Origin of the sequence: Actinomadura sp. HBU206391 (genome assembly GCF_014323665.1) — a bacterium.
Classification (GTDB): domain Bacteria; phylum Actinomycetota; class Actinomycetes; order Streptosporangiales; family Streptosporangiaceae; genus Actinomadura_C.
In genome coordinates, this window is sequence record NZ_JABVEB010000146.1 from 1 (window position 1) to 13,939 (window position 13,939).

Annotated in this window: 13 protein-coding genes and 3 pseudogenes; 8 read left to right on the forward strand and 8 right to left on the reverse strand. The window is 70.2% G+C overall.

Annotated features, from left to right (window positions below):
* Nucleotides 1-75 precede the first annotated feature (75 nt).
* From HKK72_RS27815 to HKK72_RS27825, 3 genes are all read left to right on the forward strand, one after another.
* Nucleotides 76-261: a hypothetical protein gene (locus HKK72_RS27815; RefSeq protein WP_187237399.1), complete on the forward strand. Its 186-nt coding sequence runs from the start codon at nt 76-78 to the stop codon at nt 259-261.
* Nucleotides 262-506: 245 nt separating this feature from the next.
* Nucleotides 507-2,981 (forward strand): ATP-binding protein, encoded by a 2,475-nt coding sequence (locus HKK72_RS27820; protein WP_222721209.1) that lies wholly within the window; start codon nt 507-509, stop codon nt 2,979-2,981.
* A gap of 122 nt (nt 2,982-3,103) precedes the next feature.
* On the forward strand, nt 3,104-4,327 hold the full coding sequence (locus HKK72_RS27825) for an inorganic phosphate transporter (RefSeq protein WP_187237401.1): 1,224 nt from the start codon (nt 3,104-3,106) through the stop codon (nt 4,325-4,327).
* A 43-nt stretch (nt 4,328-4,370) separates the two neighbouring features.
* Here the strand turns inward: HKK72_RS27825 and HKK72_RS27830 are convergent, their stop codons facing one another.
* From HKK72_RS27830 to HKK72_RS27850, 5 genes are all read right to left on the reverse strand, one after another.
* The gene (locus tag HKK72_RS27830; protein ID WP_187237402.1) at nt 4,371-4,976 is read right to left on the reverse strand and encodes a response regulator; all 606 of its coding nucleotides are present in this window, start codon (nt 4,974-4,976) and stop codon (nt 4,371-4,373) included.
* Complete coding sequence (locus HKK72_RS27835; protein WP_187237403.1) at nt 4,976-6,082, reverse strand: sensor histidine kinase; 1,107 nt, start codon at nt 6,080-6,082, stop codon at nt 4,976-4,978. The genes HKK72_RS27830 and HKK72_RS27835 overlap by 1 nt, the downstream gene beginning before the upstream one ends.
* Nucleotides 6,083-6,177: 95 nt before the next feature.
* Nucleotides 6,178-6,879 (reverse strand): ABC transporter permease, encoded by a 702-nt coding sequence (locus tag HKK72_RS27840; protein WP_261987259.1) that lies wholly within the window; start codon nt 6,877-6,879, stop codon nt 6,178-6,180.
* Nucleotides 6,876-7,586 (reverse strand): ABC transporter ATP-binding protein, encoded by a 711-nt coding sequence (locus HKK72_RS27845; RefSeq protein WP_187237404.1) that lies wholly within the window; start codon nt 7,584-7,586, stop codon nt 6,876-6,878. The genes HKK72_RS27840 and HKK72_RS27845 overlap by 4 nt, the downstream gene beginning before the upstream one ends.
* A 192-nt stretch (nt 7,587-7,778) precedes the next feature.
* Nucleotides 7,779-8,285: a GNAT family N-acetyltransferase gene (locus HKK72_RS27850; RefSeq protein WP_187237405.1), complete on the reverse strand. Its 507-nt coding sequence runs from the start codon at nt 8,283-8,285 to the stop codon at nt 7,779-7,781.
* A 141-nt stretch (nt 8,286-8,426) separates the two neighbouring features.
* Between HKK72_RS27850 and HKK72_RS27855 the strand changes: the two genes are divergently transcribed.
* From HKK72_RS27855 to HKK72_RS40110, 3 genes are all read left to right on the forward strand, one after another.
* Nucleotides 8,427-9,251, forward strand: a complete 825-nt coding sequence (locus HKK72_RS27855) for a helix-turn-helix transcriptional regulator (RefSeq protein WP_187237406.1) — start codon at nt 8,427-8,429, stop codon at nt 9,249-9,251.
* A 218-nt stretch (nt 9,252-9,469) separates the two neighbouring features.
* Nucleotides 9,470-9,706, forward strand: a complete 237-nt coding sequence (locus HKK72_RS40105) for an SDR family NAD(P)-dependent oxidoreductase (protein WP_222721210.1) — start codon at nt 9,470-9,472, stop codon at nt 9,704-9,706.
* Nucleotides 9,646-9,810, forward strand: coding sequence for an SDR family NAD(P)-dependent oxidoreductase (locus HKK72_RS40110; RefSeq protein WP_222721211.1), 165 nt, complete (start codon nt 9,646-9,648; stop codon nt 9,808-9,810). Before HKK72_RS40105 ends, HKK72_RS40110 begins: the two co-directional genes overlap by 61 nt.
* Before the next feature lie 238 nt (nt 9,811-10,048).
* On the opposite strand, the pseudogene HKK72_RS42880 reads toward HKK72_RS40110, so the two are convergent.
* Nucleotides 10,049-11,053 (reverse strand): annotated as a pseudogene (locus tag HKK72_RS42880) (hypothetical protein).
* A gap of 34 nt (nt 11,054-11,087) precedes the next feature.
* Nucleotides 11,088-11,648, reverse strand: a pseudogene (locus HKK72_RS42885) (hypothetical protein); the annotation flags it as partial.
* Between HKK72_RS42885 and HKK72_RS27870 the strand changes: the two are divergent.
* Nucleotides 11,533-12,984, forward strand: coding sequence for a DUF6351 family protein (locus HKK72_RS27870; protein ID WP_187237407.1), 1,452 nt, complete (start codon nt 11,533-11,535; stop codon nt 12,982-12,984). The pseudogene HKK72_RS42885 and the gene HKK72_RS27870 sit on opposite strands and share 116 nt — an antisense overlap.
* Complete coding sequence (locus tag HKK72_RS27875; protein WP_187237408.1) at nt 12,900-13,658, forward strand: DUF6351 family protein; 759 nt, start codon at nt 12,900-12,902, stop codon at nt 13,656-13,658. The genes HKK72_RS27870 and HKK72_RS27875 overlap by 85 nt, the downstream gene beginning before the upstream one ends.
* 45 nt (nt 13,659-13,703) lie before the next feature.
* Here the strand turns inward: HKK72_RS27875 and HKK72_RS27880 are convergent.
* Nucleotides 13,704-13,939: pseudogene (locus HKK72_RS27880) on the reverse strand (hypothetical protein); the annotation flags it as partial.

Genomic DNA, 13,939 nt, shown 5'->3' on the forward strand with positions numbered 1-13,939 from the left:
CCGAGCCGGACCGTCGCCGGATCACGCGTGACCCGGCCGCACAGCGCCGCCTGACGGCGCGGACGGAGGTCCGACATGACGATAACCATCACGATTACGAGGCTCACCCTGCCGGATGGCCTGGGCGAGACGATGCGGTTGCTCGTCCCCTTCGTGGAGCCGGTCGCGCTCGCCATCGCGGGCGCCTGCGGAGCGGGGATCCCGCTCCAGCTGGGACTGGACGTCGGGTTCAGGCTGGCCCGCCGTGCCCTGGTGGGCTGACCGGCCGGTGATCTCGCCGACCGGCGGGATGACCACGACCGGCCGGACGGGAACGCCCGCGGCCTTGGCCCAGTCAAAGGAAAAGGAGATCGTATTGACCGGGACCAGCCGAGGACCGGTGCGGAGGGCGTCGTATGGCCAGAAGGTCGTCCGGATCCGCCGGCGCGGATCGGGCGCCGCGGGCTGCGCGCCTCACGGCACCGTGGACGGTGGGAGGCCTGACCGCGGTGGTCACGGGCCTGACGATGTCGCTCGATCTGGTCGATCTGCCGGCTGCCGCGCGGTTCGGCGTTACGGGCGGGGTGACGATGCTCGCCGGCCTGGTCGCCTGGAGCACCCAGCGGCCGGGCGGGCGGGCCGAGATCGAGGGAGCCGCCGCCCGGGACGCGGGACCCGGGCCGCCCGCCCAGCTGCCGCCGGTCATCGCGCACTTCACCGGCCGCGCCGATTCTCTCTCGGAGCTGCGCCGGCTGTTCGAGGACGCCCATTCGAGGAGGCGCGCCCGGCAAGAGGCGCTGACCGACGCCCGGGTCGTATCGATACACGGCCCCGCCGGGGTCGGAAAGTCCGCACTCGCAACGCGCTTCGCCCGTGAGGTGGCGGCCCGTTATCCGGACGGGCAGCTCTACTTCGACCTGCGCGGCGGGGGAGGGGCGAGGGCGCGGCCCGAGGAGGTGCTGACCGGCTTCCTGCTCGCGCTGGGCGCCCGCCTGACGACCGCCCCCGGCGGCCTCGAGGAACTGCGGAAACTCTGGTGGACGTGGGTGAGGGGACGGCGCATCCTCGTCTTTCTCGACAATGCGCAGGACGCCGAGCAGGTGCAGGCGCTGATCCCCCCGGAGCCGGGCTGCGCTGTGCTGGTGACGTCCCGGCAGCCCCTCTACCTGCGCAACACGAGCGATCGCCGGCTCCGCGAGTTCACCGAGGCGCAGGGCATCGAGCTGCTCAGCCGGCTGGCCGGGGACGACCGCGTGTCGGACGACGTCGCCTCGGCCGTCGCGATCGTCGAGCTGTGCGGGCGGCTGCCGTTGGCAATCAGCATCTGCGGCGGGCGGCTGGCCGCCAGAGAGAACTGGTCGCTGCGGGAGATGGCCGGGCGGCTGGCCGACGAACGGCGCCGGCGGCTGGACGAGCTCGAGGTCGCCGAGCGCATCGACCAGAGCGTGAGGGCCTCTCTGCAGCTCAGCTACGACGACTGCACCGAGACGCAGCGCAGGCTGCTGCGCTCGTTCGGGCTGCTCGCGGCGCCCGACGTTCAGGGCTGGGCGGCCGGCGAGCTGCTCGCAGTGTCGGAGTTCGAGGGCGGCGATCAGCTCGAGGCGCTGGTCGACGCGCAGCTGGTCGAACACTCCGGCACCGACCGTACGGGGGCGACGCGCTATCGGCTGCATGACCTCGTACGGCTCTATGCCCGGGAGCGGGCCGACATCGAGGACACGACCGAGCAGCGCCACGCCGCCGTCGAACGGGTCATCGGCGGCTACCGGGAACGCGCGGAACAGGTCGCCGCGGCGCGCTGGCCGCAGGACTGGCACCGCCAGGCCGGCGCACGCGGTGGCACCCGCGGTGGCACGGCGGCCATGGACTGGCTGACCAGTGAGCGGATGGCGCTGCTCGCCCTCCTGGACCAGGCCACCCGCATGGAGCAGTGGGGGCTGGTGTGGCGGCTCGGCCGCGCGTCCTGCTCGCTGTTCCACTCCATGCGGGTGTTCTGGAACGAGTGGCGGAACATAGCCGAGGCCACGTGCGAGGCGGCCCAGCGGCTCGGAGATCGGAGGGCGGCCGGCATCGCGCTGCTCGAACGGGCCGCCGTCCTCGGCGGGCAGGGACAGATCGGCCGGGCGCGGGCCGACGCTCGGGAGGCTCTGGAGATCTTCGAGGACCTGCGGGAACGGTGGTGGGCCGCACGTGCCCTCCGCACGGTCGGCATGACGCTGCGCGATGAGGGCAACCTTGACGAAGGGCAGCGTTATCTCCTTGAGGCGATCGCCGCTTTCCGCGAGGAGGGCGACCAGTGGTGGCGCGCCCGAACCCAGCGCAATCTCGGTGAGCTCCGGCTGGCGCAACGTCACTACGAAGAGGCCCGCGACCTGCTCGAGCAGGCACTGGAGGTCTTCAAGAACAACGGTAACGACTACTCGGAGTCGCAGACGCTGCGAGCGCTCGGCGAGGTGCTCGCCGCCGAGGGACGGTACCTGCGTAAGCGCGGCGACCAGCGGTCGGCGGAGGTGAAGCAGACCCTGGCCGCGGCGGTGCTCGAACGCGCCGCCGAGAGTTTCCGGGTCCGGTTCGAGAACTGGGAGGAGGCGCGCTGCCTGCGCGCGGCCGGCGAGGTCGGCGATCCACGGAACGGGCTGCGCGAGCTCGCGTTCGTCCGGCGGGCCGAGAGCACCCTCGAGGGCCTGGGCGACTCGTGGGGGGTCGCCCGCACCCAGCTGTCCGAGGGCCGTGCCCTCGGCCGCCTCGGCCGCGACGCCGACGCCGACGCCGCTCTACGACGGGCGGTCGAGAGCTTCCGCGGGCTCGGCGACCGCTGGTGGGAGGCTCGGGGCCTGCGAACCCTGGCCGAGGTGCTCCTGGAGGCGGGCCGGGTCGCCGACGCCACAGAGCCTGCGGCACAGGCCCTCGACATCTACCGCAGCCTCGGTAACGAGGCGGGGGTGAGCCGAGCGCGCGACGTCCTCGCGCGCACCCGGGGCGAGCGGCAGGCCCGCGGATGAGTCGGATGACGCTGATGCGGCGGCCGGCGTAGTTCGTCTGATGTTCACCGTTCGCGGAGGTGAGAGCGGCGCCAAGGCGGGCACGGCGCGGACGAGGAGACTTCACCGACCCGGGAGTCGCGATGGACGTGGCACTGATCAGCCTGATCGGACTGGTCTTACTCGCGTTGCTGTTCGACTACACCAACGGGTTCCACGACTCGGCCAACTCGGTCGCCACCATCATCGCCACCCGGGTGCTTCGGCCCAGATTCGCGGTCGCCTGGGCGGCCTTCTTCAACTTCATCGCTTTCCTGATCTTCGGGACCGCCGTCGCCGACACGGTCGGCTCGACGGTCAAGGGCGCCTACGTGAGCCTGGCCGTGGTGTTCGCCGCGCTGCTCGGCGCGATCACCTGGAACTTCGGCTCCTGGCACCTCGGCCTGCCGACCTCGTCATCGCACGCGCTGATCGGCGGGCTGGCGGGCGCCGGGCTGGCCCGGGGCGGCCTCGACGCCATCGAGGCGTCCAGCGTGCGGAAGGCGCTGCTGTTCCTGGTGGTGTCGCCGGCCGCCGGGCTGGTGATGGCGGCCGTGCTCATCCTCGTCCTGCGCCGCGTGCTCGCCGGCCGGGACGTCGAGCGCACCGAAAGGGGCTTCCGATGGGCCCAACTGGTCTCCTCGGCCGCCGTCTCGCTCGGTCATGGCGGCAATGACGCCCAGAAGACCATGGGCGTGATCGCCGCTCTGCTCGTCGCCACGGGGCATCAGAGCGGTTCGGGCGACAAGTTGATCGTGCCGATGTGGGTGGCGGTCGCGGCCGCCTCGGCGCTCGCACTCGGCACGTACTCGGGCGGCTGGCGGATCGTGCGCACGATGGGCATGGACATCACCGCCCTGCGCCCGGTGAGCGGGTTCGCGGCCGAGACCGCCGGCGCCGGCGCCCTGTTCGTCTCCACCGCCGTCGGCGCGCCGGTCTCCACTACGCACACCGTGGCCGGTTCGATCACCGGAGTCGGCACCACCAACTCCGGCGCCACCGTGAACTGGCGGATCTTCGGCCGGATGGCGATCGCCTGGGTGGTCACCATTCCCTCCGCCGCCATGGTGGCCGCTCTCGCCTACTGGGGCACCACCATTGGCCCTGAGGTCGTGTCGGGCGTTCTCATGGCCGCCTTCCTGACGGCACTGACCGTCTTGGTGATCGCCTCCCTGCGCCGCGCGCCCAAGGCCGACGACGTCGCGCCGGACGACGTCGAAACGCTGGTGCCGCTCCGGCCGGGCACCGGGTCGATCATCGGCACCGGCCGGCCCGCCGGGCCGACCGGCGCCCCACGCCGCAGGGTGTCCGCGGGACAGCCGCTGTAGCAGGAGGCGGCAGTCGCATCGAGGTCCATCATCGGAAGAGCGTCTAGATGAGCCGCCGTTCCATCGCGACCACCACCGCCGCCGCCCGGTTGTCCACGCCCAGCTTGGCGAACACGTGTTTGAGATGCGTCTTCACCGTGGTCTCGCTGATCAGCAAGGCCCGGGCGACCTCCTTGTTGGCCGCACCCCTGGCGATGAGCCTGAGCACCTCCAGTTCCCTCGGGCTCGGCGTCGCGGCGGGGGCGGGAGTCAGCCGGCCGATCAGCAGGGACGTGATCGAGGCGGCGAGCACCTGGCCGCCCGCGGCGGCGGTGCGTACGGCCTGGTGCAGTTCCTCGCGCGGCGCGTCCTTGAGGAGATAGCCCGCCGCTCCGGCGGCCAGGGCGCGCGTCACGTCCGCGTCGGTGTCGTAGGTGGTCAGCACGATCACTCGGATGCGCGGGTGGTCGGCGCGCAGCCGCTCGATCGCGCCCACGCCGTCGAGCCCCGGCATCCGCAGGTCCATCAGCACCACGTCGGGTCGCTCGGAGCGGGCCAGCGCGAGTGCCTCGTGCCCGTCGGCGGCCTCCGCGACCACCACGATGTCCGGTACGCCGTCGAACATGCCGCGCAGGCCGTCACGGACCACCGGATGGTCGTCAACGATCATCAGACGCAGGGAATGCTCAGGCACAGCGCGGTCCCCTCCTTCGGTGTCGACTCCACCGTCACCGTGCCCCCGGCCCGCGACGCGCGCTCCCGCATCGCGACCAGGCCGTATCCGTCGTGCGGGCCAGACGGGTCGAAGCCGGCCCCGTCGTCGAGCACGTCCAGCGTGACCTCGTCGTCCATGTACGAAAGGGTCAATGCCGCCCGCTCGGCGCCGGCATGCCTGGCTATGTTCGCCAGGCCTTCCTGCGCGGCCCGCAACACGGTGGTCTCGACCTCGGTGCCGAGGGGCCGGGGCCGGCCGTCCACCGAGAAGGTCACCGGTATCCCGTTCGCGGCCTGCCAGCGTTCGGCCACGGTGGCGAGGGCCCCGTCGAGACGCACGTCCCGCAGCGCCTCGGGCCGCAGCGCGTCGACCGATCGCCGCGCCTCCGTGAGGTTGTCCCGCGCGAGCCGCTTGGCCAGGGAGATCCGCTGCCGTACGGCGACCGGATCGCCCAGGCCCTGCTCGGCGGCCTCGAGCTGGGTGATGATCCCCATGAATCCCTGAGCGAGCGTGTCATGGATCTCGCGGGCCAGCCTGGCCCGCTCCTCGAGGACGCCGAGCGCCTTGCCCTGCTCGCCCAAGGTGATGAGGAACCTGCTGAACACCCCCATGATCAGTACCAGGGCGGTACTGCCGACCATCGAACCCAGTACGGCCGGATCGTCGGCGACCTGTGTGAACATGCCTTTCGCCGCCATCGCCGTGACCATGAGCAGCCCCGCGCCCAGATAGCTCCACCCATGGGGCAGCAACAGGTACGGCAGGGCGAACATGCCGAACAACGTCACCTCGTACAGCGGCTCACGGCGGATCAGGATGCACAACAGGGCGATGAGCACCAGCAGGTGAAGGGCCATCGGGTTGAGGCGTTCGAGCAGCTCGGGACGGCGGACGACGAAGAACCCGTACCAGGCCCCCATCAGCACGGCCACGCCGAGCGTCACTCCCCGCTCTCGCAGGTCGCCGTCTCCGCCGGGCAGTATGCCGATCGCGGGAATGGCCAGGCAGCCGAAGAAGAGCAGATGGAAGGCGCGGACCCAGCGTGCCGCCAAACCCGTCATGATTTCGCCTCCGCTCGGTCCCGCCGGGACGGTGCCTTGGCTCGGTTCCACCGGGACGGCGTCTCCGCTGAGTCCCGGTGGAACCGCGCCTCCGCTCAATCCCACTGGAACAGTACGGTCGCCACGGCCGTGCAGGCCACCGTGACACCCGCCAGGATCAGCAGCGGAAGGATCGTGGGAGAGCCGAGCCAGCCGTCTCGTAGCGCCGTCACCCCCGCGGTGAGTGGCAGGTAGCCACCGATCTCCCGCATGCCCTCGGGCAACGCGTCTCGAGGAACGGCCGCGCCGCCGAGGAAGATCATCGGAAACATGATCAGCAGGCCGAACAGATCGGCGGTCCTGGCGCGGGGCGCGACGGCCGCGATGACGAAGCCGATGGCACAGAGCATGGACGCGCACAGGAGGAAGGCGAGTGCCAGAGCGGCCGGATGGGCGGGCGGCTCGATCCCGTAACCGAGGACGCCGACGGCGACGACGATGGCCGACCCGACGATACCCATCACGAGCTGCGCGCCGACCTGTGCGGCGAGCAGGGTGACCGGCGCCACCGGCGTCGTGGCCAGCCGGCGCAGTACCTTGCGCTCACGGTAGGTCGCCACGATGCCCGGCAGCGCGGAGAGGCCGCCGATGGCCAGGACCATCGCGATGTAGCCGGGCAGGAGGGTGCCGATGTCGTCGTCCCCGGTGTGCAGGACCAGCAGCATCATCGGGAAGGCCACCATGAAGAACAGCGTGCCGGTGTCGCGGGCCAGCAGCTTGAGTTCGGTCACGGAGAGCTGCGCGAACGCCTTCATCATGACTCCTTCACCAGTGCGAAGTACGCCTGCTCCAGCGAGCCGGTCGCGGTCTGTTCGATCAGTTCGCGCGGGGTGCCGAGCGCGCGGATCCGGCCGGCGCTGAAGACCGCCACCCGGTCGCACAGTGCCTCGGCCTCGTCCATGTAGTGGCTGACCAGCACCGTCGTGGTGCCCGACGCCTTGAGATCGGAGAGCAGCGCCCAGGTCTCCTGGCGGGCGATCGGGTCCAGCCCGACCGTCAGCTCGTCCAGGACCACCAGTTCGGGCGAGCCCACCAGCGCGAGCGCCAGCTGGAGGCGCTGCTTCTGGCCGCCGGACAGGTCGCCGAACCCCTTGTTGCGGATCGGGCCGAGGCCCCACCGCTCCAGTACCGACCGCCAGTCCTGCGGCGCGCGGTAGAAGGACGCATACAGCTTGAGCGCCTCGGCCACCTTCAACCGGTCGGGCAACTCGCTCTCCTGCAATTGCGCGCCGATCCGCTGGGCGAGGATCCGGCGCTGCCGCGCCGGATCGATGCCCAGGACCCGCACTGTCCCTGAGTCGGGCCTGCGCAGCCCGATCAGGCACTCGACGGTCGTGGTCTTGCCCGCGCCGTTGTGCCCGACCACCCCGAACGTCTCACCGGACGCCACCGTGAACGACACTCCGTTCACCGCACGCGTCTCCCCGTACCTTTTGTGGAGGTCCGTGACCTCGATCGCTGTCATGCCTCGAGCATCGCGACCGGCGCCGGTGCACGGCATCACCCGAGTCGGCGGCCGGCATCCCTCTTCCGGAGGATGCCGGCTCGAGGACACGAGCAGGGGGCCGAGGAGTGACACCGGCCGCAGAGCGGGGCGCGCAGAGCGGGGCGGCCAGGATGAGGAACCTCGGAGGGCGCGACGCGGATCCGCTGTGGCCTACTCCCGAAGTTCCTCGGCGAGCAGGTCCATGAGGAGCCCGTCGTGCCAGCCGGCGCCGTCGGCGTCGCGCTCGTACCTGCGCATGACACCGACGGGACGGAAACCGACGGCGGTGTAGCAGCGGATGGCCGGTTCGTTGTCGGCGGCAGGATCGATCACCAGGCGGTGATGGCCGCGATCGTGGATGAGATGGCGGGCCAAGGTGCGCACCGCATCCTGGCCGGCGCCCTGACCGTGCACGGCCGGATCGAGGAAGATGTCGATGGAGGCGTGCCGGTACATGGGCTCCTCCTCCTCGCCGTACTGGACGAGACCGCGCACCGTGCCGTCGAGCAGGATCGCGTACACGACGGCATCCGGGTCGTCGAACGGCCAGTCCGGCTCGGTGTCCACGTCGCCCCAGCGGGACCGCACCTCCGGCGTCCGCCGGATGCGCCTGAGCTCGGTCACATGTTCGGCCGCCATCGGCACCAGGACGACGGTCCTTCCGCTCAGTTTGTCCATCGGCCGAGTCTACGTTTCCTTGATCACGAGAAGGCGCCGATGTCGGAGCACCGGATGGTGGCCGTGGGCGCGGTCGACCCTGGGAGCGTCACACCCACCCTCGCGACTGAACCCCGGCTTATGCCGACATATCTTTTTAAAATGGACAGCGACAATCTTCTGGGTGAGTTCTTGCGCGCTCGGCGTGAGATCACCACCCCGGCACAGGTGGACGTGCGCCCCATCGGTCGCCGCCGGACGCCGGGGTTGCGCCGGGAAGAGGTGGCGATGCTGGCCGGCGTCAGCACCGACTACTACATCCGTCTGGAGCAGGGGCGCGAACGCCATCCCTCCGAGCAGGTGGTCGGCGCGCTCGCGCGGGCACTGGCTCTCGATCCCGAGTCCGCGGCGCACCTGTACGACCTCGCCCGGCCCGGGCTGGCCAGACACCGGCAGGCCGGCTGGGTCGATCAGGTCCACTCGAACGTGGCGCGGCTCATGGAGTGCTGGGACATGCCGGCGTGCGTGGTGAACCACCGGTTGGACGTGCTGGCCAAGAACCGGACGGCCGCCGCCCTCTACGACGGGCTGGCCCACAACGACAACCTCTTGCGGCTGGCCCTGCTCAACCCGGCGGCACACGAGTTCTACCTCGACTGGGAGCGGGACACTTACTCCAAGATCGCCCATCTGCGTGCCGCGGCGGGAGCGCACTGCGACGACCCGCTCGTCGTCGAACTGATCGAGGAGCTGTCGTCCGGCAGCGAGGAGTTCCGCCGGATGTGGGATCGCCACGACGTACGGGCCAGGACGCGCGCGCCCGCGCGGTTCCATCACCGCGATGTCGGTGACGTGGTCACCTCCATGGAGGTGATGAGCATCGACAGTGCCCCCGGCCAAAAGCTCATCGTCTTCCAGGCCGAGCCCGGCAGCCCTTCCGAGGAGGCCCTGGCACTGCTGGGCGGTCTGGTCCGCCGTGAGGCATGACGACCTCGATCTCCACCGTGTCGCCGCCGCCCGCCGCCGTCGCGGTCATGACTCCGCGCAGATCGGGGACCACCACCACCGCGGCGTTGCCGGTCACGCGTACTCCGAACACGCCCCCTACTATTGGCTCTCCGATGGCTCGACCTGCTACGGCCGGTTGGCGGCCGGGACCGGCGGTCGGTTCCTCCGGAACGGATGAGCGGCAGAGAGCCAGGGCGATGTCCGACGTTCGAGATCCCGGTGCCCCGGTGACACTGATCACCGGTGGGTCCAGCGGGATCGGCACCGCCGTCGCGGCCCGTCTGCTCGCGGCCGGACATCGGGTCGCGGTCACCGGCCGGGACGAGGCTCGGCTCGCGCGGGCCGTCGCCGGCCTCGGGGAGGGCCCGCGCTGTTGCCCATCGTCGCGGACGCGGCCGACAACGGCGCTGTCGAAGCCGCCGTCGACGCTGTGACGAAGGAGCATGGCCGGCTCGATCACATCGTGGCCAACGCGGGCGTCTCCGGCCACGACACCCTCGCCGACGGCGATCCCGACCAGTGGCGCGAGATGGTCTGACCGATGTGCTCGGCCCGGCCCTGCTGGTGCGGGCGCCCTGCCGGCCCTCAGGAAGACCCGCGGGCGCATCGTGCTCGTCGGCAGCGTCGCGGGGTTCAAGCAAGCCGGCTCCATCGGCTGGGCGCTCGAGCAACCGCCAGGCGTCGATGTCAACACGGTGCTCGTACGGCCGATGGGCCAGCGGAACTGACCCGATGCCGGGCCACGGGCGCCGGCCGGCGCCCGTGGCCCGGACCCGCTAGGGGGTCCGAGTGATCGTGAAGGTGGACGTGGTGTTCTTGATGTCCTGGGCGTTGTTGGTAAGGGTCAGGTTGTTGAACGTCGCTGAGCCGACGGCCGGCCCCTGGCCGGCCTCGGGCATCTCGTTGACCCAGATGCCGAACCCCGACTTGGCGTCGAAGGCGTCACCGCTCTTGCGCGCCCCCGAGATCGTGACGTTGGTGAACACGGTGTCGGTGACCGGGAACTGCGGCTGGCCTCCGACGTAGTTGGTCTGGAACATGATGCCGCTGTAGGTCGGATCGACGATGTCCACGTCGCTCACCCGGATGCCCTGGAACACCTTGGAGGCCGAGAAGACCCAGATGGCCGGGAAGGTCTGCGCGCCCCAGAAGTGGCCGCCGGCCCGCACGATCGAGATGTTCTGGAACTGGGTCTTCGGATCGGCACCGAAGCCGTTCATCGGATAACCGAAGTCCAGCGAACTGATCGTGATGCCGGAGTAGACGAGCGTGTCGGCGATGTGGATGTTGCGGAACGTGTTGCCGTAGCCGCCGTAGACCGCGACGCCGGCGGCCCGCCAGGTGAGCAGCGAGGTCAGGTTCTCCTAGACGCTACTGTGCATGTCCGCACCGCCCGCGTCGATCGCCGAGAACAGCGCGAAGCTGTCATCGCCGGTCGCCCGTGCCTCACTGTTGGCGACGAGGTTGTGGGTACTGCCGTTGGTCATGTTGACGCCGTCGGCGAAGGTGTTGCGGATTCTCGCGTTCTTGATCGTCATCCGGTCGGTGTTGGCGCCCCAGTAGAGGCACACCATGTGCTCGGCCCAGATGTTGTCGATCGTGATGTCGGCGACGTTGGCGAAGTCGAACACCTTGCCGGGGCCGTCTATCCGGGAGGTGTAGTTGCCGAAGTAGGCGAAGTGCGCGAACGTCGAACCACCGGCGTTGGCGTCGGCCCGGAAGCCGACATCGGTGTTGTCCTGTCCCGACGGCGCGAAGAAAGCGGGTGAACCACGGTCCAGCGCCGACGACCCGCACGGCCTTGCCGTACACCTGGAACTTGCTCGACGTCTGGTAGTCGCCCGGCGGCAGGTAGACGCCGACCAGGTTCGGGTCCTGGCGGGCCCTGTCGAGGGCGTTCTGGACGTCCTGGTGCGCGAACCCGGTGGGCACCGCGTACCTCGCGGCGTCGGGGTTGGGCAGCGCCGACACCTGCTCGGTGTTGATGAAGTCGATGGCGTACGTCGTGGTGTTGGCGGCGTCCTTCTGCAGTCTGATCTTGCTGCCGGCCGGCACCGTGGTGCCGAGCATGACGTTGGCCTCGTCGTAGAGGTGCCGCGGGCCGCCCGAGCCCGGCGAGTTGTTCGGCCCGGCCTCGGGGCCGTACAGCCACGCGTACCTGGAGGTCAGGTTGATCGGCTTCAGGAACGTCCCGTCGACGTAGACGTTGAGGGTCGCGTTGATGCCACCGCCGCCCGCCGCGTCAGGGATGGAGAACCGCGTGACCAGCGTGTTGGTGCTGGCCCTGGTGGTGAACTCCACGCTGCTCCCGGTGGAGCGGTCACAGACGCTCGTCGGCCTCGTCGACGGGATGCGGGCCGGCCGTAACGTTCTCACGGCGGAGGCCAAGGGCGGCCGACGGCTCGACGCGCGGCTCACGCTGACCGATCACCCCGTCACCGGGCCGATCTTCTCCGGCCCCCACCAGCGGCCGTTCGTCTGCAAGACCGAGCAGTCGGGGCTGGGCCAGCCGCTGGTCGACAACCACGACCACGTTGGCCTACCGGTCTTCGCGCTCGACGCGAACGGGCAGAAGACGGGTCAGATCACCGGATGGAGCCGCGACTGCAGCGTCAAGCCGCGGGTGGACCTCGTGTACCGGACCACCACCGGCGCGTGGAAGTCGCTGCCCGCCGACGGCAGCAGGCCGGGTGACCTCGCCACCACCACCACGCTCGACGGAAGCGTCCGCGACTTCGTCGTCCGGTGGGAGCGCGGCACGATCAACCGGTTCATCTACAGCATCGCCATGCTGAGCCCACTGCGCCCCGACGGCGAGCACCCTGCCGACTCGGCCTGGAACCGCCGCCTGATCTACAGCTTCAGTTCCGGCGGCGTCGGGATCGGTCACACCCAGGGTGAGCTCGACACCCGGATCGGCGACCTGTTCCAAGCCGAGGAGGGGCTGGCCGCCGGATACGCCGTGGCCTACTCCACGGGGAACGTCACCGGAAACCACTACAACCTCCAGCTCGGCGGCGAGACCGCTCTCATGGTGAAGGAGCGGTTCGTCGAGGAGCACGGGACGCCTCTGTACACCGTCGGCGTCGGCGCCTTCGGCGGAGGCATCCAGCAGTACGTGTACGGCCAGGACTTCCCCGGCCTCATCGACGCCGCGATTCCCGTGTACGCCTACCCCGACGAGGTCACCCAGGCGATCCACGTGGGCGACTGTGAGCTGCTCGAGCACTACATGGACGTCACCGCCGCCGACAACCCGCAGCGGCAGAACTGGGACAACCGCAAGCTGCTCGAGGGACTGAACTCCAGCGGTGAGGTCACCAACCCCTACACCGGCAGGCCCGGGTCCAGCGAGTGCGTCAACGGCTGGCGGGGGCTCACCCCGCTGACCCTCAACCCGCACTACGGGTCGGCCGGCTCCAACCAGGATCTGATGGAGCCGAAGGGCGTCATGCACAGGGTGGAATGGACCCACGCCGACGATCTGCGCAACATCTACGGAGTGGATCGGGACGGGTTCGCGCGGCGCACCTTCGACAACGTCGGGGTGCAGTACGGGCTCGAGGCGCTGAAGAGCGGCGCGATCACACCGGCGGAGTTCCTGCGGCTCAATGCCACCGTCGGCGGTTGGAAGCCTCCAAGGACATGGTGCAGGAGGGGGCGCCCTTCGTGCCGGGCGGCACCTTCGACCCGTGGAGTTCCCGCAACATGACGTTGAGCCCCGATGGCGGGAAGACGCCGGCGCCGCGTACCGAGGGCGATGTCGGTGCCATCCGGGCCGCCTATGAGAACGGGCTGGTCTTCCGCGGCCGGGTCGACATCCCCATCATCGACTGGCGGCACTATCTCGAAGATCAGCTGAACATGCACAACACCCGGCAGTCCTTCGTCAGCCGCGAACGCATCATCGAGGCGAGCGGCGACGCCGACAACCAGGCCATCTGGTTCACCGATGCCAGGCCGGGCGGCGCCCAGGCCGGCCAGATCGCCGTGGCGTTCGCGGTCATGGACCGCTGGATGGCCGGCATCCGAGAGAACCCGAAACGTACGGTGGGGCAGAACAAGCCGGCGGACGCCGGCGATCGATGCTTCGGCACCGACGGCCGGCTCATCGCCTCGGGCCCGCACGTCTGGGACGGGATCCTCGACGACAGGGCGGCCGGCGCCTGCACCAGACTGTTCCCGATCCATTCCACCTCGCGCGTCGTCGCGGGAGGGCCTTTCGATCAGGACATGTTCAAGTGCCGGCTCCAGCCGGTCGACCGGGCCGTGGCGCGCGGCGGCTACGGATCGTGGCGTCCCGGCGCGGCGGAGCGGGCGCGGCTGAAGCAGATCTTCCCGACCGGCGTGTGCGACTACACGAAGCCGCCCGTGGGCCGCCCCTGACGGACACCTGCGGCCGCGGTCCCGGGCGGGGCCGCGGCCGCGGGCTCAGGACCGGAAGAGCGCCGCCCTGGGGCCCATGATGATCCGATCGCCCTTGGCCAGCGTGCGCATGACGGCGCGCAGTTCCGTTTCCCCGATCGAGATGCACCCGGCCGTCGGAGTCACGCCGCCGACGTGGAAGAAGATGGCCGAGCCATGGCCGTCGACGGCCTTCGGCCGGTTGTAGTCGATGACGACCGCCTGCCGGTAGGCGCCGCTCCGCATGATCGCGGAGAGGTCTT

What these genes read in the sequence shown, in the direction of transcription:
- HKK72_RS27815 (WP_187237399.1), top strand. Translation starts at nt 76, where the DNA reads ATGACGATAACCATCACGATTACGAGGCTCACCCTGCCGGATGGCCTG.
- HKK72_RS27820 (WP_222721209.1), top strand. Translation starts at nt 507, where the DNA reads ATGTCGCTCGATCTGGTCGATCTGCCGGCTGCCGCGCGGTTCGGCGTT.
- HKK72_RS27825 (WP_187237401.1), top strand. Translation starts at nt 3,104, where the DNA reads ATGGACGTGGCACTGATCAGCCTGATCGGACTGGTCTTACTCGCGTTG.
- HKK72_RS27830 (WP_187237402.1), bottom strand. Translation starts at nt 4,976, where the DNA reads ATGATCGTTGACGACCATCCGGTGGTCCGTGACGGCCTGCGCGGCATG.
- HKK72_RS27835 (WP_187237403.1), bottom strand. Translation starts at nt 6,082, where the DNA reads ATGACGGGTTTGGCGGCACGCTGGGTCCGCGCCTTCCATCTGCTCTTC.
- HKK72_RS27840 (WP_261987259.1), bottom strand. Translation starts at nt 6,879, where the DNA reads ATGATGAAGGCGTTCGCGCAGCTCTCCGTGACCGAACTCAAGCTGCTG.
- HKK72_RS27845 (WP_187237404.1), bottom strand. Translation starts at nt 7,586, where the DNA reads ATGACAGCGATCGAGGTCACGGACCTCCACAAAAGGTACGGGGAGACG.
- HKK72_RS27850 (WP_187237405.1), bottom strand. Translation starts at nt 8,285, where the DNA reads ATGGACAAACTGAGCGGAAGGACCGTCGTCCTGGTGCCGATGGCGGCC.
- HKK72_RS27855 (WP_187237406.1), top strand. Translation starts at nt 8,427, where the DNA reads ATGGACAGCGACAATCTTCTGGGTGAGTTCTTGCGCGCTCGGCGTGAG.
- HKK72_RS40105 (WP_222721210.1), top strand. Translation starts at nt 9,470, where the DNA reads ATGTCCGACGTTCGAGATCCCGGTGCCCCGGTGACACTGATCACCGGT.